18 protein-coding genes and 1 riboswitch are annotated in these 20175 nt (G+C 66.2%); of the genes, 5 read left to right on the forward strand and 13 right to left on the reverse strand.

What is annotated here, in order from left to right; all coding sequences use genetic code 11:
* Positions 1-21: 21 nt before the first annotated feature.
* Positions 22-342 carry a hypothetical protein gene (locus M2428_RS09815; protein WP_277525765.1) on the reverse strand — a complete coding sequence of 107 codons (321 nt, stop codon included), beginning with the start codon at positions 340-342 and terminating at the stop codon, positions 22-24.
* A gap of 323 nt (positions 343-665) precedes the next feature.
* On the opposite strand from M2428_RS09815, the gene M2428_RS09820 reads away from it, so the two are divergent.
* Positions 666-1319, forward strand: coding sequence for an aspartate/glutamate racemase family protein (locus tag M2428_RS09820; protein WP_277525766.1), 654 nt, complete (start codon positions 666-668; stop codon positions 1317-1319).
* A gap of 91 nt (positions 1320-1410) precedes the next feature.
* Here M2428_RS09820 and M2428_RS09825 read toward each other — a convergent pair whose 3' ends face one another.
* A complete protein-coding gene (locus tag M2428_RS09825) occupies positions 1411-2442 on the reverse strand; it encodes a glycoside hydrolase family 16 protein (protein ID WP_277525767.1) in 1032 nt (343 codons plus the stop codon).
* A gap of 357 nt (positions 2443-2799) precedes the next feature.
* On the opposite strand from M2428_RS09825, the gene M2428_RS09830 reads away from it, so the two are divergent.
* Positions 2800-3495, forward strand: a complete 696-nt coding sequence (locus M2428_RS09830; protein WP_277525768.1) for a DNA alkylation repair protein — start codon at positions 2800-2802, stop codon at positions 3493-3495.
* Between the two features lie 57 nt (positions 3496-3552).
* Here the strand turns inward: M2428_RS09830 and M2428_RS09835 are convergent, their stop codons facing one another.
* Both M2428_RS09835 and M2428_RS09840 read right to left on the reverse strand, forming a co-directional pair.
* Positions 3553-4758, reverse strand: a complete 1206-nt coding sequence (locus tag M2428_RS09835) for a cation:proton antiporter (protein WP_277525769.1) — start codon at positions 4756-4758, stop codon at positions 3553-3555.
* The gene (locus M2428_RS09840; RefSeq protein ID WP_277525770.1) at positions 4755-5033 is read right to left on the reverse strand and encodes a hypothetical protein; all 279 of its coding nucleotides are present in this window, start codon (positions 5031-5033) and stop codon (positions 4755-4757) included. The genes M2428_RS09835 and M2428_RS09840 overlap by 4 nt, the downstream gene beginning before the upstream one ends.
* A 204-nt stretch (positions 5034-5237) precedes the next feature.
* A riboswitch (cyclic di-AMP (ydaO/yuaA leader) is annotated at positions 5238-5408 on the forward strand.
* A gap of 4 nt (positions 5409-5412) precedes the next feature.
* Between M2428_RS09840 and M2428_RS09845 the strand changes: the two genes are divergently transcribed.
* Positions 5413-6099, forward strand: coding sequence for a hypothetical protein (locus M2428_RS09845; protein ID WP_277525771.1), 687 nt, complete (start codon positions 5413-5415; stop codon positions 6097-6099).
* A 97-nt stretch (positions 6100-6196) separates the two neighbouring features.
* Here M2428_RS09845 and M2428_RS09850 read toward each other — a convergent pair whose 3' ends face one another.
* The 5 genes from M2428_RS09850 to M2428_RS09870 form a co-directional block, all read right to left on the reverse strand.
* Positions 6197-7201 (reverse strand): HAMP domain-containing sensor histidine kinase, encoded by a 1005-nt coding sequence (locus M2428_RS09850; RefSeq protein ID WP_277525772.1) that lies wholly within the window; start codon positions 7199-7201, stop codon positions 6197-6199.
* Entirely contained in the window at positions 7194-7871 is a 678-nt protein-coding gene (locus M2428_RS09855; RefSeq protein ID WP_277525773.1) for a response regulator transcription factor, read from the reverse strand. Before M2428_RS09855 ends, M2428_RS09850 begins: the two co-directional genes overlap by 8 nt.
* A gap of 5 nt (positions 7872-7876) precedes the next feature.
* A complete protein-coding gene (locus M2428_RS09860) occupies positions 7877-8596 on the reverse strand; it encodes a VTT domain-containing protein (RefSeq protein WP_277525774.1) in 720 nt (239 codons plus the stop codon).
* A gap of 2 nt (positions 8597-8598) precedes the next feature.
* Positions 8599-9231 carry a phosphatase PAP2 family protein gene (locus M2428_RS09865; RefSeq protein ID WP_277525775.1) on the reverse strand — a complete coding sequence of 211 codons (633 nt, stop codon included), beginning with the start codon at positions 9229-9231 and terminating at the stop codon, positions 8599-8601.
* Between the two features lie 332 nt (positions 9232-9563).
* Positions 9564-10121, reverse strand: a complete 558-nt coding sequence (locus tag M2428_RS09870; protein ID WP_277525776.1) for a dihydrofolate reductase family protein — start codon at positions 10119-10121, stop codon at positions 9564-9566.
* 196 nt (positions 10122-10317) lie between these two features.
* On the opposite strand from M2428_RS09870, the gene M2428_RS09875 reads away from it, so the two are divergent.
* On the forward strand, positions 10318-11340 hold the full coding sequence (locus M2428_RS09875; RefSeq protein ID WP_277525777.1) for a serine hydrolase: 1023 nt from the start codon (positions 10318-10320) through the stop codon (positions 11338-11340).
* 23 nt (positions 11341-11363) lie between these two features.
* On the opposite strand, the gene M2428_RS09880 is transcribed toward M2428_RS09875, so the two are convergent.
* The 3 genes from M2428_RS09880 to M2428_RS09890 are packed head-to-tail and all read right to left on the reverse strand — an operon-like array spanning position 11364 to position 18197.
* Entirely contained in the window at positions 11364-14519 is a 3156-nt protein-coding gene (locus M2428_RS09880) for an efflux RND transporter permease subunit (RefSeq protein WP_277525778.1), read from the reverse strand.
* 1 nt (position 14520) lies between these two features.
* Entirely contained in the window at positions 14521-14988 is a 468-nt protein-coding gene (locus M2428_RS09885; RefSeq protein WP_277525779.1) for a hypothetical protein, read from the reverse strand.
* Positions 14985-18197: an efflux RND transporter permease subunit gene (locus tag M2428_RS09890; protein WP_277525780.1), complete on the reverse strand. Its 3213-nt coding sequence runs from the start codon at positions 18195-18197 to the stop codon at positions 14985-14987. Before M2428_RS09890 ends, M2428_RS09885 begins: the two co-directional genes overlap by 4 nt.
* 299 nt (positions 18198-18496) lie before the next feature.
* Between M2428_RS09890 and M2428_RS09895 the strand changes: the two genes are divergently transcribed.
* Positions 18497-18691, forward strand: coding sequence for a DUF1918 domain-containing protein (locus tag M2428_RS09895; protein ID WP_277525781.1), 195 nt, complete (start codon positions 18497-18499; stop codon positions 18689-18691).
* Positions 18692-18715: 24 nt separating this feature from the next.
* Here M2428_RS09895 and M2428_RS09900 read toward each other — a convergent pair whose 3' ends face one another.
* Positions 18716-20170 carry a DUF5129 domain-containing protein gene (locus M2428_RS09900; RefSeq protein WP_277525782.1) on the reverse strand — a complete coding sequence of 485 codons (1455 nt, stop codon included), beginning with the start codon at positions 20168-20170 and terminating at the stop codon, positions 18716-18718.
* Positions 20171-20175 lie beyond the last annotated feature (5 nt).

Here is a 20175-nt window from a genome sequence, read left to right on the forward strand (position 1 = left end):
TCCCGACCAGCGTGGGGCAGCCTACTCGCCCGAGGCAAACTCCGGCTGAATCGGGCCGCCAGCGTCCTGCGTCCCTTCATAGGGCCCGCTCAACGCCTTTAGCGCCAGGAGGTGTTCCATCAGGGCACGTTCTGGGTTTCCGGGATGCGCAGCAATCTGCTGGCGAAGCAACTCCCGGGCCCGGTGGTGGTCCGGATCGGTGTCGGCGAGGACAAAGTCAATGATGCTGCTGGCCTGATGCCGGATGGCATCGGCAGATGCGGCTTGTTCCGCACCGGATACCAGGTCATGGGGATCCCCTTCTTCGGGGCGTTCTGAAGTGGACGAGGGCTCCACCGACATGGCTATTCCTTCGATCATCGTCCCGGCTGAGTCCGGAACCGGCCTGCCGCCTTCCCCCCATCCCGGGCATGGTACCCGGACCCGAAGGCGGGCCACCGTGACAAAACCATACAACGGCGCCGGGCCGCCAACGTTAATTAGTGCGAAGTTTTCGCCAAGGTGATGCACAGGTTGCGGTGTCGCGTCCCTCACAATGCGGATGGCCGCCGGCGCCACGGCATGAATCCACGGCATGTACTTGTGTTGGTCACCTGCCCGAAAAGACGTGGAAATACTGGCCGTGTAGCTTCGCACCAAGGAATCCGTTCGAAAGGTAGTACGCCATGCGTGTTGGACTGATCCGGGTGATGACAACGTCGGACCGACGCCTGCTCCACGCCCACGGGAAACTTCTGCAGGAAGCATTCGGATTTACCGTCACCTCCCGCTGTATTCCGAACCAGCCTTCCGGCGTCTACAACCAGGCGTCGCTCGATTCTGCGGCACCCAAGGTAGTCCAGCTGGCCCAGGAAATGGCCGGTGACGCCGACGCCCTGATTATCAGCTGCGCGTCGGACCCCGGGCTGGCCACCGCCCGGGCCGCCGTGGACATCCCGGTCATCGGGGCAGGCTCCGCGGCCGCGGCCGCCGCACTGACCTTTGGCGGACGGATTGGGGTCCTGGGACTCGGCGCCCATGTACCGGGTCCGATCTCGGAAGCACTGGGGGAGCGCATGCTGCTCATTGATGGGGAGGGGCGGGTCGAAACGCCGGACGCGTTCCTCATGCCCGCCGGGATCTTCGACGCCCTCGCCGCGGCCCACATGCTGGTTGACGCCGGCGCCGACGTGATCGTCCAGGCCAGCACCGGCCTGAGCAGCATCGGCATGGCGGACGTGCTCCGCCGTCGGCTCGGGGTTCCGGTCATCGACGCCGTGACGGCAGCCGGCTCTATGCTCGTCTCTGCGGTGGTGGCCCGGGAACTTCAGGAGGTTTGAGTCCCGCCGCCGGTGGCGGCGCGCCATCGGTCAACGACAAGACAGCCCCGCACCCTGTTGGGGCGCGGGGCTGTCGGGTGCTGAGCCGGTCCTACTTGTAGACGCGGACCCAGTCGACCTGCATCTGCGAAGGCTTGGTGGCCGACCCGTCAGGGAACCAATCCAGCTGCAACGTCTGATGCATGCCCATGGAGGGCAGGTGCGCGCGGTTCGTGTCGGAGAAGGTCTTCACGCCGTCGATGTATCCGGTGATGCCTGCCGGAGTCCATTCCACGGCGTAGTTGTGCCACTGGGTGGTGTCAATCGTCTTGGCCGCCGTGGTCTGGAAATTCGAGCCGCCGCAGGCGTAGTGCAGGAAGAATTTGATCTGCGTGGTGTTGGTGCTGCCCTCGGCGTAGTCGATCTCGGCGCAGTTGGGGGAGGTGTTGTTGTTGGGCCACAGGATCAGCACGGGGTGGTACTTCGGGTCCCGGGCGCTGGTCCGCATGCGCGTCTCCCATTTGCCGTATTTCTGCTGTGCAAATTTTGCCGACATGCCGCCCGTGGTGCCGGCCGAGTTGCCGCTGACCGTGGCCACGCCATTGGCGACCGACCAGGCCTGCGGGCTCCGCACGCCCTTGCCGGCATGTCCGGTGCCCTTGAAGACGCTCCACTTGGTGGAGTCGGGGGCACCGGCCTTGGAGAATTCGTCGCCTGCAACGACCGCACCCCAGCCCCGGACGGTGGCGGCTTGCGACCCGCCGGTCGCGGCGACGGCGGCCTGAGCCGCAACGATCGCGGCGGGCGGCGTCGAACCCGTAGTGGCTGCCGCTCGTGCGGCGCCCGCTGCAGCCGGGCCGGCCGGCGCGGCGGCGGGTGCGACGGCGGCTGCCGGTGCCGCTTCGACCCCGGGATCCGCCGTTGCGGCGGTGCCGCCGACGGGTTTGGGGGCCGACGGCTTCGCCGTCCTAGGCGCTGCGGCCGCCGAGGACGCGGAAGCCGCGGCAGGACGCGAGGCCTTGGTGGCCGCCGCTGACGTGGAGTCCGCGGCAGGACGCGAGGCCTGGGTGGCAGGAGAGGGGGCTGCGGCACCGGCCGTGGGAGCGACGCTGCACCCGGTCAGGGACAGTGCGCCCAAGCTCAACGCAATCGCTATTTTATGGAGCTGCGGTGTCTTGAAGCGTGGTGGCTTCGGCTGTGCGTGATTGAACGGTGTTTTTTGGAACAACGGACCCCTCCGGGCTTTGTGACGGGCGCACACAACCGTCGCTGCCAGGGCGGCGGCGAGTGCGGGAAGCTTCATCCGGCCCCTGCTGCCAGAGCATGGGCGAGCAGACGCCGAACGGCGCAACCGGGCCCTGAGAAGGGGCGGTCCGGGGCCCTGCATTCGGGCCAAGCCTTCGCGGCCAGTGGCCTACGTTACCGGACCGTTACCTTGACCCGCAAACCTCTCGGGACGGGTTCGCCGCATTTTCCGGCGCCCACGCGAAAGAATGGACGGGTGAGTGATGCTGGCGAATTCATCGACCTCTCGCTGCAGCGGGAAAGTTCCTGGCGCCGTGCGGACGGGCTGGCGTCGCGGCTGGAGATGGAGCCAGGAGGCAAGGGCCTCCGGTTCTACGGAACCTCCATGGGTGCCGTGCGCGGGACCGTCCGGGACGCGGGCCGCCGCTATCCCGGGCTGTCACACGATGAAATCACTGCGCTGAGTTCCGAACTGTGGGGCTCGAAACAGGGGACAGCGCCGGTTTTCGAGCGCAGGCAGGCTGTAGTGGTCCTGCTACAGGCCAATGTGAACCTGCTGACCAATTCCGACCTCACCCGGCTGGAGGGCTTCATCCGGGAGGCGCAGGTGCGGGACCTCGTGGATCCGCTCGCCGTCGACGTCGTTGGCCCATTGGTGGGCGGGCTCGATGTTCTGGCCAGGGTGCGGGCTGACAGCGTGCTGGACCGGTGGATGCGCGAGCCCGACGCCTGGCTGCGCCGGGCCGCGCTGCTCTCGCCGCTGCAGGCGCTGCGCGCAGGTGCGGGGGACTGGAACAGATTTGTTCGGCACGCCAATGCGGTGCTCGGCGAGCCTCAAGGGCCGTTCGACGCCGACGCCGACGGCGCTGTGGTCCGGGACGCGGTTTCCCGGGTCTTGGCCGAGATGGCAAAGAGGAGGCCGGAGCTGCCATTCACTTCGGCTGGAGAGTGACGACCCGGGCGGCGGCACTTGCCTGGACCTCGTTCGGGCTTCCGGTCGTCCGGACTTTCAGACTTTCGGTCCGCCCGGATCGCCTGGTCCGACGGCGCTGCCGGCATCACCGGACCTGCCGCCGGTATTTGCGGGCAGCGCGAAAGCCCTCGCCGCCCGCGAGCCGGCGACGGCGCTCGCGGCTATGGTGACCAGCGCGCCGACCAGCAGGGCCGCAGCCTCGCCCGGGAGCAAGACCTGAAGCTGTGTGCCGATGCTCGCCGCCGCCACCGGTATGCCGAGTTGGGCCGCCGACAAGACCCCGAGGGGTATCGGAAGCCCCAGGAACGCCAGGCCGGCGTGCGTCAGCAGGGCCCCGACTCCGAGGGCCACGCCGAGGGCAATCATGTCCGGATGCCCCGCCAGGTCCTTGAGCGTCAGTGATGCGCCCAGCCAGACGAAGAACAACGGACTAAGGAAGCCGTCGCTGAGGGCGAACAGTTGCCGGGCCAGCCGCCTCGGTTCGCCGACGGCAGCCACCACCAAGCCGAATGAAAAGCCTGCCATCATCACCGAAACATTGCTCCACGTCGCGATACTGGCCAAGGCGAAGAGAATGGCCAGCTGGATCCTCAGTTCCAGGGCAAACTTGCGGCTTTCCGAGAGCCGGTGCATGCGTCCGCTCAATCCCCTGCGGTCGAGCCAGCGCAAAAGGAAGTAGAGCACCACCGCGCAGCCGGTCACCGTGAGCACGCCCAGCGCCGCGCGGCCTGCGTGGGGCGGATCCACGAGCAGCGGCAACGCCACAATGCAGGCAATGTCGGCGATGGCCACCTGCGCGGTCATGGCGATGACATCGGGCCCGCCGAGGCGCAGGGAATCGATGATCGGAAGGACCAAGGCGGCCGACGAGGACGCCAGCAGCACTGCGTAGAGGGGGGCATGTCCAGTCCCGAAAAGCAGGCCGATGCCGGTGCCGACCGCCACCGCTGCCACTGCGGCCGCAATGGCCCGGCGGGAGCCACGGCCGAGAGCCGAGCGGATCTGCGGATCCCTCACGGGAACATGGGTTCCGGCCACAAACATCATGAGCGCGAACCCGATGTTGGCCAGCAGGATAAACGTCGGGTCCGCAGGGTCCACCAGGGCCAGGCCCGAGCGTCCAATCGCGATGCCGGCCAGCAGTTCGCCTAGCACCACCGGCAACCGCCAGCGCACCGGCAGCGCCAGCAGGGGGCCAGCGAGAGCGACGACGGCGATCAGCGCCAGGGACAGGAATGTCACGGCTCGCCGCTGCGGGCCGGTACCGGGCCTGACCGCCGCTCCACCACCGCGTAGGCCTTCCCGTCCAGGAAGGCCCAGTCATTGACAACCATGTACCCCAGCGAGTCCACCCGATCATTGAGGACGTGCTCGTCGAAGCCGCCATCGCGCGGTTCCGCGTCCCATGTGGTCACGTGGACGTCCCGGCCGTCCAGGATCAGCAGCTCTGTGTTGACGTCGAAATCCTCTTGGGGCTGATTGCTCAGCTGGCAGATGGCGACACAGTGGCTGTTCATTTCGGGCCTCCGCTCCGGCGTGGTGCTGATGGCATCATCCTACGTTCGGATGCGGCGCCGCCCCATGGGCAATTGCGAGACCGCACTGTGGCTGCCGTTACCTGAATGTGACATTTGCATGCGGTTCGCGTTACGGTGGAAAGGCGCCTGTTGTCTCCGATACGGGCGCTCCCCAGCCGATTGCCTAACTCTGCCGCGGCCCGGGGATAACTCGCATCAACTACCGGCAGAGACGGGGAAACCACATTTGGCCTGCTGATTACGCAGGTCTTGGGGTGAAGCCGCACAGTGCCCGCAGCGACGGGCCCGGGAGTGCGGCCGGGTGACTCCCATCCGAATCCGACAGCTCACCTCGCAGGCACTGGGAGAGGCTACACTCATGTCTTCAATCAATACTTTTGCGCGCCATGCCGCCGTCCTCGCCGCCGCATCCGGCCTGGTCCTCACCAGCGGAATGGCAGCCAACGCAGCCCCAGCACCTGCGCAGCGCGACTCCGCTCCGGCGGCCAAAGTGGACGTCAAGTCACTGGTCAGCGCTCCCGTTAACGCCGATTCAAGCGTCAAGATCAGCTTTGACCGCCCGGCGGTAGCTACCGTCGCAGCACCGGTGATCGAAAAGCCCGTTGCCGCGGCGCCGGCTCCCGCCCCGGCCCCCGCTGCAGCGCCGGCAGCAGCACCGGCCGCAGCACCCAAGGCAACCATCAAGGTGCAGTCCGCTCCAGCAGAGCCTGCCGCAGCGCCAGCTGCCGGCGGACGCAACGCCATCATGCTCTCGGCCGCCTACAGCCAGGTGGGCATCACCCAGGACTGCACCGCCATGGTGGAAAAGGCCCTTGGCGCCGCGGGCAAGCCTGTCGGTGACATCGGTCCCCGGGCCTTCCTTGGCCTCGGAACCGTCGTTGCCTCCCCGAAGCCTGGCGACATGGTGGTCCAGTCCGGTCACGTTGGCATCTACGCCGGCAACGGCCAGGTGGTCAGTGGCGGGATGAACGGCTCCAACCAGACGATGGTCCACCCGCTGTCCTGGCTGACCGCGACCGGCGGCGTGACCTTCGTCCGCGCCTAAGCCGCACGGCCCCTTCCGGGGCTAGACAGTCCGGAAAGACCGGCGATCGATTCCCTTGGGGGCAATCGATCGCCGGTCTTTCCTGTGCATATGGTCCTCAGGGATCCCCGCTCCCGGCCAGCGGAAGCGTCAATTTCATGACCGTGCCCCCGGCACCCGTCGCGGCCACCTCGACGGTGCCCCCGGCAGCGACGGCGATCTCCCGGACCAAAGCCAGGCCGATCCCAAAGCTCCGCTGTCCCGGTGCACCGTCAGTGCTGGCGGTCCGCACGAAGCGGTCAAAGATCCGGGCCTGATCGACGCCGGTGATGCCGGTCCCCGTGTCCGCCACCGTAACGACGGCGCGGCTCTGCTCGATCGACGTCGTGATGGACACGTGGCCGCCCTCAGGTGTGTGGGCAAGGGCGTTGTCCGCCAGGGCCAGTACGGCACGGCGCAGTGCATTCTTCTCGATCCGTGCCAGCGGCCGGGCATCGGCCACGAAATCCAGGCGCACCTTACGCTGGCCCGCGACCTGCTGGAGGCTCCCTGCGACACTGGCGGCGGCGTCGGCAAGGTCGGCAGGCGGTGCGGAGCGGTCCGGGGCTTCCGCGGTTGCTGCGAGGAGTAGTTCGTTGACAATCCCGGTCAGCGTTGCTGCGTCCTCCCGGATCCTGGCGAGGTCTTGGCCTTGCCTGGAGCCGGGCACGGTGTTGCGCTGGGCAAGCTGGATCCTGGTGTCCAAGATGGTCAAGGGTGTGCGCAATTCGTGGCTCGCATCCTGGACGAAGCGCCGTTGCCTGGCCAAGGCATCACCGAGGGGGCGGATGGCGCTGCGCGCGCTGAGCCACCCGACGATGCCGGCCAGCAAGATTCCCGCCACCCCGGCGATGACCATGGCTTCGAGTACATCTTTGGAATCCAAGTATGCGTAGGCCGTCCCGGCCGCCGCGGAGCCTGGCACTTCGGGATGGGCCAGTTGATTCAGGAGGTAAAGCGCCGTGGCGGCAAGCAGCCCGATGACCATGACCGCGCACGCGGCGCTGATCCGCAGCGCGACCTTGAGCGAGGCCTTGCGCAGGATGGAGTAGTCCGGATTTCCGCCGGTTCCGCCGTTACTCATGAGCATCGCCGATCTGGTAGCCGAGGCCGTGCACTGTGCGGATGACGGCCTTGGAGATCTTCCGGCGCAGGTGATGAACATACGTATCGATCACTCCGGGCTGATCCGAGGCGTGGAAGTACGCCGTAAGGAGTTCGTCCCGGGTGAAGACGCGGGCGGGTTCCGCGGCCAGTGCGGCGAGCAGTTGGCCTTCTTTCGCCGTCAGCGACACCGTCTGCCCGTAGACGGACCGGACAGTGCGCTGCGTCGGATTTAGTTCCCAGTCCCCGATCATCACCCGTGCCGGGGCCGGAGAAGTGAAGGTGCGCGTCAGTGCGCGCAGGCGTGCTGCCAGTTCGCCGGCGTCGAACGGCTTGGTCACGTAATCGTTGGCGCCGGCGTCCAGGCCCCTGACCTTTTCGTCGGCATCGCCCAGTGCGGTCAGGATCAGGATGGGCGTGGCAATGCCCTTCGACCGCAGCGCCGCGATCAGGGCGATGCCGTCCATCACCGGCAGCCCGCGGTCGATCACGATGACGGCCCAGGTCCCGGTGAGCCCGTGGTGGAGCCCATCACGGCCGTTAGTGACCAATTGGACCCGGTAATCCGGGTCCAGGAGCTCGGCGATGAGCGGTCCCAGGACGGCGTCGTCCTCCACGAGCAGCAGGGACGGACGGTCGGCGGTAGTCATGTCAGCTATTCTTCCGCGGCCATTTCCTCAGTCCGCAGTCCGTCCTCGGTTCCCACGGCCGTGTCGCCGGAGCGCCGGCTGTTGCGGCGGCGCTTGAGGAGTTGCACCACCCACGGCACCACCGAGATGAGGACCATGGCCACGGCAATGACGTCAATATTCTTGGCGACGATGTCAAAGTGTCCCAACCAGGTGCCAAGCAGCGTCACGGAGACGGCCCACGAAACTGCGCCGGCGATGTTCCAGAGGGTGAAGGACTTGTATTCATAGCGGGCGATCCCGGCGGTAAGCGGGGCAAACGTCCTGACCATGGGGACGAAGCGGGCCAGTACGACGGCGGCCCCTCCGTGGCGGCGGAAGAAATCCTCCGTGGTGGTTAGGTGCGCTGTCTTCAGGATCCGGGCATCGTCCTTGAACCATCGACGGCCAAATTTCCGTCCCAGCATGTAGCCGACCTGGTCCCCGGCGACGGCAGCCGCGGTGACGACGCCGATCAGCACCGGCAGCGTCAGTTGTAGCTGCTGGTGCAGAAGGCCTGCGGTGAACAGCAGCGAGTCACCGGGCAGGAAGGGAAAGAGCACGCCCGATTCGATGAAGACCATGAGCGCGATGACGCCCAGAGCGGCCGGACCCAGCCCGGCGAGCAGGCTTGCCGGGTCCAGCAGTGACGGTGTACCGGCGGCGTCGGCGGCCGGTAGTAAGGAATAGACGTCCAAGGCGTGCATTCTCATTTCCTCTCAGGGCCCGGGGAGCGGATGGCGGACGGGGTACGAAGCCATCCGGCGATACGCGGCGCGGCCACATTCCACAACCCTGCAACCATGACCACCGCTGCGCTCGCGGCCAGGAACGACGCCGCGACATCCGTGGGATAGTGGACGCCGATATACAGCCGGGACCAGGCCACGACGAGCGCCATCGCCGCCGCCCCGACGGCGGTGACCTTGGCCCAGCGGGTTCCGCGGGCCAGGAAGTACAACGCGAATCCGAGTGCCACCGCAAAAGACACGTGGCCACTGGGAAAGCTGTTGGAACCGGTTTCCGGAGCCAGGGGATCGAACAGCAGTGCGGGGCTGGGCCGCTGGCGGGCCACGATGATCTTGAAGAATTCACTCGCCACCCAGCCGGACGATGCCACCAGGCCAAAGGCCAGGGCCTTGACCAGTCCGCCCCGGAAGAGCCAGATGTAGAGCGCCGCGGCGCCGATCAGAGCTAGACCCGCCACCGGTCCAAACACGAGATTGAGCGCCATCGCGACGGCGGTCAAGGCGGCGGCGTGATGCTGGCTGAGGTCCCGGTCGACGCCGAACTCCGCGGCGCTAAAGCCCGGCGTCAGCTGTGCCGTCAGTCCCAGTGCCACGACGGCAGCGGAGAGCAGCAAGCCCAGCAACAACCAGTGGCGGACTTGGGGGAGGGCCCACAGACGCGGCCCGGCGACAGTGCGGCCGGCGTCGGGACGGCCGGTGTCGGGACGGCGCTGTGCTATATCGCGGCTTGGGGCTCCATCGCGGCATGGTGCTGCATCGCGATAGACTGCTTCGCGTTTAACAGGGACGGGTCCAGTCATGGGATCCTCCGGCTCGGGGCAAGGGGCGCCCGGAGAGGCGCCACCTCCCACTCTCCCGCCCGGCGTTTAAGAAATGCTTAAGAAGTGCCGCGGGGACGTGCCGCAGGGGAGTGCCGCAGCGCCGGCTACGCGGCGTAGCGGAGCAGCGCCACCCCGTTGCCAAAGACTCGCGTCTCCAGCAGCCGGAGCTGGGCTTTGTTGTCCGCAACCTTGAACAGGGATCTGCCCCGCCCGATCAGTACAGGCTGGACGTACACCCAGTACTCGTCGATCAGCCCGAGCCGCCGGAAAGTGTCGGCGAGATCCGCCCCGCCAACGGCCATGTCCCCGCCCGGTTGCGATTTCAGGGCCTGAACCTCTTCCGGCACCACATCCCGGACCACGGTGGCGTTCGGCCCGGCCGTCGTCAGCGTCCTGGAGTAGACGACTTTGGGCATGTCCCGCCAAATTTGGGCGAACTCGGCCATCGGCGCGCTGATCTCGGGGTCCTGGTCCGCCGTCGGCCAAAACCCTTCCATCAGCTCGTATGAGACCCTGCCCTCCAGGAAGGCACTCATGGTGGCGAGCCGTGCGTTGACGTAGCGGTGCAGTTCGTCGTCGACCATGTGCCAGCTGATGTCACGGTCCGGGCCCTCGAAGAACCCGTCGAGGGACACCTGCATGAACAGGATGATTTTTCGCATCGCCGCTCCTCTTTTTCCCCAGAGTACGCCCCGGCGTTGCGTTGCTGACTGGGCCGGCCCCGGGGGCCCTGCCCTTGCGCGGGGAGCCGCCAGCGGGAAGAATGCTGGGAGTCCATGGCCCCACCACGGTCAGTTACCTTCGGGGGAAGAACAATGCCTGCGAACCATTTCGAACAAATGCCCGGGGCCGGTTTGGATGACTGAGCCCACGCCGCGCCACTACCGCTCCGGCGCGCACCGGGCCGGCGGCGGATCCCACTCCGGGGCGCGGCCCCTCACCAGGCGTGCGGGATGGATCCGGCCGCAGCACCTGACCGCGGGCGCCGTCGCACTCGCCCTTGTAACCGCCGGTGGCGTCTACGCAGGCGTCCAGGCAGGGATACCGGATCCGCCGGCCGCTGCGGCGACCGCTGCGGCTCCCTCGACGGGGACCGCCGCCGCGCCCACGCCAGTCACCGCCGCCAGCCGGACAGCTCCCGCATCTGCCCCGCCAGCTAAAGCCCCCGCCGTGCCCGCTGCCCCGGTCCGGGCCATCGGCCCCAAACTGGACGGCCAGATCAGCGCGATCATCGATGCTAACAGCGCTTACGCGCTAGGGGTGTCGCTGATAGATCTTTCCGACGGTGTGGTCCACAGCTACGGAGCCCAGGACAAGTTTGTTGCCGCCAGTACGGCCAAGATCCTCGCCGCGTCCGCGTATTACCACCTAGTGGAGACGGGACGCGCATCGCTGACAGCCCCGCTTGGGGCCTCGACGGCCGGGGCCCAGATCCGCCAGATGGTCCAGCAAAGCAACAACGATTCTTGGGCGCTGATCCTGCGGGCGGTCGGTCAGCGGGGCATTACGGACTACGCCGCCTCGATCGGGATCACGTACGACCGAACGGTGAACCTGCTGACTACCGCAGAAATGGCCCGGACCCTCCAGTTGCTCTACACGGGGAAGCTGCTCAATCCGCGCAACACCGTTCAGCTCTTGTCCTACATGCAGAACACCAACTTCGAGACGCTGATCCCTCCCGCGGTCCCGCCGGGCGTCGGAATTTATCACAAGTACGGGCTGCTGTTTGGAAACCTGCATGATGCCAGTGTCCTGGTCAAGGACGGCCGGGCCTTCGTGTTCGTTGTGTACACCCGCGGCCTGAACTATTCGGACATGGGTCCCCGGACCCGGATCATTCAACAGCTCACCCGGACCGTGACCGCCGCCCTGTTCTGACGCGATCAGACGTCTGACGGCGATCAGACGGTGACCGGCCCGGCGGCATCCCGTTCCCGCTCGCGTGTCTTCTTGGATTTCGCGAACCGGAGGTAGAGCGAGGGCACGATGAACAGGTTGAGCAGCGTCGAGGTGATCAGGCCGCCCAGAATCACGACGGCCATGGGGTGTTCGATTTCATGGCCAGGGATGTTGCCCATGACCACCAGGGGCACCAGGGCCAGCCCGGTGGCCAGGGTGGTCATGAGAATCGGCGAAAGCCGCTCGGCCGCCCCGCGCAGCACCAGGGCGCGGCCGAAGGTTTGGCCTTCATAGGTTTCCAGGTGCTGGCAGTGGTTGATCAGTAGGATGCCGTTGCGCGCAGCGATCCCCATCACCGTGAGGAAGCCAACGAGGGACCCAAGGGACAGGACTCCGCCGGTCATGAAGGCGGCAATGACCCCGCCCACTAGGGCCACCGGCAGCGTGAGCAGCGACAGGACTGCCAGCCGCCAGCTCCGGAAGGACGCCTGAAGCAGCAGAAGGATCAGGACAAGTGCCGCCGCAGAGTAGATCATCAAGCGGTTCGTTGCCGCCTCGCGTTCGGTGTATTCGCCGAGCAGCTGCACGCTGTAACCGGTCGGGAGATCCAGGGTCGCGAGGCGCGACTTCAGTTCGCTGGCCACCTTTCCCAAGTCCGCTCCCTGGGCCAGGAAGGATCCCACCTCCACGCGGCGGGATCCGTTAGTGCGGTCGATCTGGTTCGGCGTCGCCTGCAGGCTCACGTCGGCGACGTCGGCAAGGCGAACCCGCGTTCCACTTGGGGTATCGATGGGCAGATCCTCGATGCTGGTGACGGACGAGCGGGTGGCCGGCGTGCTCCATACCTGGACGTCGTAGGCCCGGCCGTCCCGGAAGACGTCGCCGACTTCCTCGCCTGCCACGAGTGTCGCGGCCGCGCGCCGGACGTCGCCCGGTTTGAGGCCGTACTTCTGCGCCGCGGCCAGGTTAACCGTGACGGCGATCTGGGGGACTTCCACCTCCAGGGAGACATGCGGGTCCTCCGTGCCCTCGATCGAGTCCATGATTGCCTTGACCCGTTGCGCCTGTTCCCGGAGCACGTTGAGATCGTCTCCGTAAACCCGGACCAGGATGGGCTCGCTGGCGCCGGTGATGACCTCTTCAATTCGTTCCTTCAGATAGGTCTGGACGTCACGATGCAGGCCCGGGTAGCCGTTGACGACTTCCTCCACAGCGGCCACCGTCTTGTCGTAGTCGGCGTGGCGGTCGATGCTGATCCAGTGTTCGCCGGCGTTGACACCGACGATCTCGTCCGCAGCGAATGCCTGCCCGATGTGCGTGCCGCAGTTCAGGACGCCGGGGACCTTGAGAAATTCCTCACAGCCGCGCTGGGAGATCCTGAACTCTTCCGCGGCAGAGGTTCCCGGTTCCGAGATCCAGTGCATTAGGAAGTCCCGTTCCTTGAACGTGGGGAACAGGGACGAGCCCATCAGGGGAGCTAGGACCAGGCCCACTACGGCCAGCACGCCAAAGCCTGCGTAGCCGAACCGGGGCCGGTTCATGGTCTTGGAGAGGGCAGCGTGATAGCCGCGTTTGAGCACACGGACCAGCGGTGCGTCGCGTTCTTCCAGTTTGGCGTTGCCCAGCAAAATGAGGGCAAGGGCCGGCGTCACTGTCAGCGCCACGAGCATGGAGGCAAGGACAGCCAGGGTGTAGGAGACGGCAAGCGGCCGGAAGAAGACCCCGGTCAGCCCCTCCAGGAAGAAGATCGGTACCGCGGCGACCACAATGATCAGGGTCGCGTAAACGATCGGGCTCCGCATCTCCAGGGAGGCTTTCAAAACCACCGATGCCGCAGATTCGTCACTGCCAGAGCCCCTAATGCCCCCGGCGCGTCGCTGCCGGAGCCGGCGCATGATGTTCTCGACGTCGATGATCGCGTCATCCACCACGACTCCCACAGCGATGACCAGACCCGCGAGCACCATCGTGTTGATTGCACTGGAGGTGAAATAGAGCACCAGTGCGGCTGTGAGCAGGGACAACGGAATGGCGACGATGCTGATCAGGGCCGTGCGCCACTGGAAGAGGAACGCGACGAGGATCATGACGACGAGCAGGCAGCCGAGCAGCAGCGCAATACTGAGGTTGGAGATCGCCTCCTCAACGAAGCTGGCGGGCCGGAAGATCGTGGTGTCGAAGTTGATACCACTCAGGCCCGGCTGCAGCTCGTGGAGGGCCTCCTCCACGCCTTTGGTCACTTCAAGTGTGTTGCCCCACGGCAGCTTCTCGACGATCAGCATGAGCCCGTGCCCGTTGTTGATCACCGCATCACCAATCAGCGGCTGATGGTCCTCCACCACCTGGGCCACATCGCCCAGATGCAGCGCCACCCCATCCTTTTCCCGAATGGTCACTTGGGCCAGATCAGCGGGAGTCTGGATCGGCTGGACGTGGCGGATCCCCATTCTCTGGGTCGGGCTGTCAATGAATCCGCCCGTTCCGATGAACCGTCCGGGCGAGTATTTCAGCAGCCCGGCGTCGAGGGCGCCGGCGGTGACTTCCATGACCTGGTTGAGGGAGACGTTCTGGGCTTTGAGCTTGTCAGGTTCCACCTGGACCTGAAGCATCTGGAGCCGCTCGCCCCAGATGGCCACATTTGCCACCCCGGGGACCCGCAGCAGCCGGGCCCGGATGGTCCAGTAGGACAGCATGGACATTTCGATGAGCGAATGTTCCGAGGACGTCATGCCGATCTTCATCACGCGGCTGGTCGCGGACAGCGGCTGGAGCATCACCGGCGGGGCCGCCCAGGTGGGCAGCGCCGCGGTCACCGCAGCCATCCGTTCGGACACGAGCTGACGGGCGTTGAGCAGGTCGGTGCCCTGGTGGAAGAGCAGCACGATCGAGGACAGCTGGGGTACGGACTTGGACCGGATCTCGTCCAGGCCCGGCATGCCGCTCACGGCGGCCTCGATCGGCACACTGACGAGCTCTTCGACTTCCTGGGCGGTCAACCCGAGGCAGGCGGTCTGGATTTCCACACGTGGCGGGGCGAATTCCGGGAAGACATCCACCGACGCGGAACCCAACTGCAGGGAACCGAGCAGCATCACGGCACACGCGAGGGCGACAACAACCGTCTTGAAACGGAGACTGATTCCGATAAGCCAGCGCATGTCACTCGGCCGTATCGAATTCGGTGCCGAGAAGTTCCGCCGCACCTGTCGTGACCACCACGGTCCCCGCCGGCGGCCCGTCCGTCAGGACGGCAACTTCGCCGTTGATGCGCTGGACCGTGATGGATTGGCGGACGTAGACCCTAGGCTCAGGGTTGGTGTAGACCCACGCCTTGCCGGAGCTGTCGTACAGTATGGCCCCGTAGGGGACGGTGAGCTTCCCGGTCTGGTGATCCAGGGCAATCACAGCTGTCGCGATCCCGACCCGTTCGACGGCGTGCTCGGTGAGGGTGAGCCGGTGAAGATCCGTGCCGGGGACTTCAGCGATCTCCGCCGGTTCGCCTTCGGACACCGCGGCCTCCGGCGCCTGCGCGCACCCTGTGGCGGAGAGCGCCGTAAGGACCGTCACGAACACCGCAACGATGAACACCGCGACCTTGTTGCCCCGCGGCGAAAGTGCGGAGTTCATGACGCATCCTGGCTTTCAGTCGATGCAGCGGTGCCTTGTCCGGTCCGCACGCTGGGTACTTGCTTCGGCTCGAACCGAAGCAGCGTGGCGGGCACAACAAACAGGGTGAAGAAGGTTGTTGTCAGCAGGCCGCCCCAGATGATCACGGCAAGCGGCAGGATAATTTCCGTTCCGACGACGCCGCCCAGGAGGACCAGGGGCAACAGCGCCAGGGCCGTTATCACGGTCGACATCAGGACAGGTCCCAGTCTCTCCTTGGTTCCGCGGACCACCAGGGCAGGCCAGGGCGCCGAAGCATCTGTTGCCCGCAGGTTCCGGACGTGGCCGGTCAGCAGGAGAGCGCCGCGGACGGCTATGCCCAGCACTGCGGCGAAGGCGACAAGGGCCACCAGCGAGTTGACGCCGCCCGTGGCCTGGGCAGCCAGCACCCCGCCGGACAGTGCCAGGATCAGGCCAAGGAAGAGCGGGGCGGCGAGCCGCCAGCTCCCCGTCGCCGTCTGCAGCAGCACCAGGATGCCGGCGGCGGCAACGGCCGCGAGCAACCAGAGCCACTGGTAATTGCTTTGTTGCTGGGCGTACTGGGTGAGGATCTCGGCATGGTACGAAATCGGGAAATGCATTTGCTGCAGGGCCGTGTCAATGTCGCGCTGGATGTCGGCCAGTGGACGGCCCTGGATATCGGCCTTCACATCGATGCGCCGCGAGGTGTCGTCGTGCAGGATCACGGACTCGTTCCCGACCATGGTCACTTGTGCGACATCGCCGAGGCGGGCATGCCCGCCGTTGGGGGTGTCAATGATCAGGTTGCGGACGCTGTCCAGGCTGTTGTGGGTGGCAGCGTCCCCCTTCACGATGACCGAGAAGACTTTCTGGTGTTCGTAGAGGTTGCCGACTTCAATGCCCTGCAGAAGGGCGGCGGCGGCGCGCCGCACGTCACCGGGGACGACGCCGGCCTTTTGGGCCGCGGCGAGGTCCACCTTGACTTCGGCGATCGGCTGCTCGGCGGGCAGGTCGACGTGGGGATTAGCAACTCCGGCCGTGTGCTCCAGGAGTTGTTGCACCTCCGCCGCCTTCTGCCGAAGAATCGTCGGGTCCAGCCCATAGACCCTGACGGCAAAGCCGCTGTCGGCTTCCGCCCGGATCTGGTCGATGCGTTCCTGCGGGTACGTGGAGATTTTGCTGGTCAGGCCCGCATAGCCGGCGATCACGCGGTCGACGGCGGTGGCCGTGTCGGCGTAGGACGCGTCCGGGGCCACGGTCACCCACAGTTCGCCGGAGCTGACATCGCCGACCTGATCCGAGGTGATCGCGCGCCCGATGTGTCCTCCGACGTTAGCCACGCCTGGCAGGGTGCGCAGTTCGTCGGCGGCCGCCTCGGTGATCCGGCTCATTTCCTGGTCCGAGGTGCCTGCTATCGCGCTCCAGTGAACCACAAGGGTCTTGTCCGCCAGCACCGGCACCACGGGATGGGTCCCGGCCAACTGAGGTGCGAGCGCCAGTCCGGCCAGCCCCACTACCGCGGCGGCCGCGAACACCCACCGCGTCTTTTGCGTTAGGCGCGTCACCGTGCGGCCGTATGCGGCTTGCAGCCGCGCCAGCGAGCGGCGTTCCGGAGCCTTGGAACCACCAGGAAGGACGAACGCCAGTGCCGCCGTGACGGTCAGCGCGACAATCATCGAGACCACCAGCGCGAGCAGATAGCTCTGCACCAGGGGGCCGAACAGGGCGCCGTTCTCGCCGGAAATAAAGAAAGCAGGCGTGAGCGCCAGCGCCATGATCAGCAGCGAATAGAGGATGGGTGTGCGGGCTGCCCGCAGGGCGCCCGGGATAACTGAATCGCGTCGGTCCTGGTCCTGGTCCTTTGCCCCGGCCGCGTCCGTCCCGCCGTCGCCGGATGCTGATTCTGGCCTGGGGTCTGCCCTGGCGGCGGTGCTGCGTGCCCGCGCGATGCCGTTCAGGTCCTCCGCAACGTCTCCCACGATGACGGCCAGGGCAAGCACCATGCCGGCAAGGACCATGGTGTTCATCCCGGTGCCGCGCAGATCGAGCACCAACGCTGCCGAGGTCAGCGAAACGGGAATCGTGATCAGGCTGATCAGGGCCGTGCGCCAGGAACGGAAGAATGCGCCAAACAGGGCAACGATCAGCAGCAGCGCTATCAGCGCAGCGGTTCCGATCGTCCCGACTTCTTCGTCGATAAAGGAGGCCTGCCGGTAGACGCTGGTATCGACCGTGACTCCGGGCAAACCGGGCTGGAGCTCGCGGAGGGCCTCGTCAACGCCCCGGGTCACGTCGATCGTGTTCGTTTCCGGGAACTTCTCGATGACCAGCAACAACTCGGCGTCCTTGCTCAGCAAGGCGTCGCCGATCAGCGGCTGGTGGTCGGTTGCCACCGTGGCCACGTCCTTGAGCAGGAGCTTGCCTGGCGCACCCTGGACGGGAACCTGGCCCAGGTCCTCCGGGGTAGTGATCGGCAGGACATGCTGAACGCCGATCCGTTGGTGGCTCGTCTCGAAGAAGCCACCGGTGCCCGGTGTGGATGCTTCCAGGTAGCTCAAAGGCGAAACCCAGACGGAGTTACCGGTCGTCTTGATGACTTCGTCGAGGGTGACCCCCTTGGCTTCCAGCTGCGCCGGATCCACCAGGACTTGCAGTTGCTGGTCGCGCAGGCCCCAGATCGCCACGTTCGCAACGCCGGGCACCGCCAAGAGCCCGGGCTTCATGGTCCAGCGGGCCAGGACGGAAATGTCGATGGCCGACATGTCTTTGGAGGTCAGCCGAATCATCATGACCCGGCTTGTCGAGGACAGCGGCTGCATCAGCACCGGCGCCGCCGAAACATTGGGCAGTGCCCGCGCCTGGGTCAGCCGCTCCGAGACTAGCTGGCGTGCGCGGAAGAGGTCGGTCCCCGGCTTGAAGACCATTTGGATGGAGGAAAGGCCCGGCACGGACTTGGACCGGATCGCCTCCACCCAGGCCACCCCGTTCAGCAGGTCGGCCTCCATGGGGGAGGTGACGAGTTGCTCCACCTCGGCGGCCGAGAGTCCCAGGGCTTCAGTCTGAATCTCTACCTGCGGCGGGGCGAACTCAGGAAAGGCGTCCACGGACATGCTCGGCAGGTTGGTGAGCCCGAGGGCAAGGATTCCTGCCGCAGAGGCCAGGACCAAGAGCCTGAACTGCAAAGTCCAGCGCACGATTGCACTCATCATGGCCGTTACCCCGCATATCCCGCAGTGTTGCCTGGACCGGGGGAATTACAGTCGATGGTTCGGCGTCGTCGGTAGCCTGGGCCGCCACGGTGGGCCTGGGGAGTGGGCGGGCCGTGCAGCTGCCCTGCCGCGGAAGCGGTTTCTGTGAAAACGGTGCTGACTGCTTTTCCTGTGCGGCGAACTGCCAATATTCCATTCACGGCGCGGCTCCTCAACCTAAAGCCATGGCGCCCCCCAGCCGTCAAGAGCAATAATGATCTTCGGGCACATAGGCGTCAATAGAGATACAGGTGATCGCCATGAAAGCAGTCGCAGGGGACCGGATCATCATTCGGGGGCACACGGTCGAGTCCACAGACCGGCACGGCCAGATCCTTGAAGTGAGAGGGGTCGATGGTGCGCCGCCGTACCTCGTCAAGTTCGACGACGGCCACGAGACGATCATGTTTCCCGGCGGTGATTTCGTCGTCGAACGGCCCGGGAGCGGGCCCTAGAAACTCCGCACTGGAAACTCGGCCCTAGAAACTCGACGAGCTCCCGGACCCGGAGAAGCTGCCGCCGCTGGACCCGTACCCGGTGGTGGTGCCACCGCCGCGCGCGCTGCTGACGCTGCTGACGCCGCTGGTGAAGCCGCTGTTGAAACTCGGGACCGAGAAGAAGTAGTAGGACGGGTACACCGTTCCGAGAATGCTTGGCTCGTACGCGCGGCCGTATCCGGCCTTGGTCCCCGACTGCGCACTGTCCATTTCCTGGCGCATGAGTCCGGCTTCCTTGTCATTGCGGGCATAGGCGTCGATCAAGGTGCCGGCGTGGTTCTTCAGGAGCTCCGAGAGATGGGTCCGGGCGTCACGCAGCCGGTCCAACGCCGTCTCGGGTGTGATTGAGCCTTCCGCAAGTTCCGCCGACCAGCGCTCCACATCACGCTGGCTTTCATCACGGAAGGACCGCAGTGCCGCCGCCGTCGCCGAGGTTCCCTCGGCACGGCGCTGGCTGAGCAGGTTTTCCAGATCGTCCAGGTCACTGCGGAACGGCTCGAGCTGGCGGTCCCAGGCGGCGGGCCACGCTGAGCCGCGGTTGAGCAAGGCATTGGTATCGGCGATCACGTCGTCCAGTGCGTCGAGTTCGGCCGCGGCTTCGGCGTAGCTCCGGACCAGTTTGAGGTTGGGCCGGCGGCTCAGGTCCCGGCTGCTGAGGGCATGTACTTGGTTGGAAAGTTCGGTGGCTGTGTTGTAGCGGTTCACGAATGTGCGGTGTTTCTCCAGGACGGTGCTACCGTACCGGGACGACTCGGGAATGGTGCTGGCGTTGAGCTCGGTGACCTGCAGGTCCATGCTGACGTTGGCGTAGCTGGCATCGCCCCGGGCCAGTTCCTTCCGGCTGGACACCCGGGTTCGCCACCGCACGATCAGCCACGCCGCAGGCCCGCAGACCGCGGCGGCCACTGCCGTCCAGGCCGTGACGAGGAAAGCTGTGGAACGGTACCACGGCTGATTGATGAGTTCGGCGCCGCGGCGGATCCCGGCAATGGTGCCGTCGGTCCACTGCGCATCGCGGAGCAGCTCCTTGGAGGCGTTCTGGATGTCCTCGCGCTGTTCGGGCGAGACCTTCCGGTCCTCACCCATGTACGTCCCCACATGCCGGCCCACCGGATCGAGGGCGAAGATGAACAGCCCGTCCGCCCACTTCTGCCCGTCGGCGCTGATCCATTCGGGGTGTTCGGTACGGGCGAACCGCAGGACTTCCGCGTTCAGGTTGTCCGCGGCCGTGCCGTTGTACGTGTAGATCGCAACTTGGGTGGGCTCGTAAAAGTCGGTGGACCGCACCGCCGGCAGCAGCGTCCTTTGGTCCAACACCCCGGCGCGGTCTTCAACCACGACGGCGGTCGGCGTCACGGCGAGTGCCACGGAGGCTCCGCCGAGAAGGCCGGCCATCAGCACAACCAGAGCGGCGAGGGCTTTGCACGTGATTCCCATTTTCC

The sequence above is a fragment of the Arthrobacter sp. ES3-54 genome (assembly GCF_029504395.1).
Lineage (GTDB): Bacteria > Actinomycetota > Actinomycetes > Actinomycetales > Micrococcaceae > Arthrobacter.

Coding starts and splice junctions, on each gene's coding strand:
- M2428_RS09870 (WP_277525776.1), bottom strand. CDS start 10,121: ATGCGAAAAATCATCCTGTTCATGCAGGTGTCCCTCGACGGGTTCTTC.
- M2428_RS09820 (WP_277525766.1), top strand. CDS start 666: ATGCGTGTTGGACTGATCCGGGTGATGACAACGTCGGACCGACGCCTG.
- M2428_RS09860 (WP_277525774.1), bottom strand. CDS start 8,596: ATGCACGCCTTGGACGTCTATTCCTTACTACCGGCCGCCGACGCCGCC.
- M2428_RS09880 (WP_277525778.1), bottom strand. CDS start 14,519: ATGCGCTGGCTTATCGGAATCAGTCTCCGTTTCAAGACGGTTGTTGTC.
- M2428_RS09875 (WP_277525777.1), top strand. CDS start 10,318: ATGACTGAGCCCACGCCGCGCCACTACCGCTCCGGCGCGCACCGGGCC.
- M2428_RS09890 (WP_277525780.1), bottom strand. CDS start 18,197: ATGATGAGTGCAATCGTGCGCTGGACTTTGCAGTTCAGGCTCTTGGTC.
- M2428_RS09845 (WP_277525771.1), top strand. CDS start 5,413: ATGTCTTCAATCAATACTTTTGCGCGCCATGCCGCCGTCCTCGCCGCC.
- M2428_RS09885 (WP_277525779.1), bottom strand. CDS start 14,988: ATGAACTCCGCACTTTCGCCGCGGGGCAACAAGGTCGCGGTGTTCATC.
- M2428_RS09850 (WP_277525772.1), bottom strand. CDS start 7,201: ATGAGTAACGGCGGAACCGGCGGAAATCCGGACTACTCCATCCTGCGC.
- M2428_RS09855 (WP_277525773.1), bottom strand. CDS start 7,871: ATGACTACCGCCGACCGTCCGTCCCTGCTGCTCGTGGAGGACGACGCC.
- M2428_RS09895 (WP_277525781.1), top strand. CDS start 18,497: ATGAAAGCAGTCGCAGGGGACCGGATCATCATTCGGGGGCACACGGTC.
- M2428_RS09815 (WP_277525765.1), bottom strand. CDS start 342: ATGTCGGTGGAGCCCTCGTCCACTTCAGAACGCCCCGAAGAAGGGGAT.
- M2428_RS09840 (WP_277525770.1), bottom strand. CDS start 5,033: ATGAACAGCCACTGTGTCGCCATCTGCCAGCTGAGCAATCAGCCCCAA.
- M2428_RS09900 (WP_277525782.1), bottom strand. CDS start 20,170: ATGGGAATCACGTGCAAAGCCCTCGCCGCTCTGGTTGTGCTGATGGCC.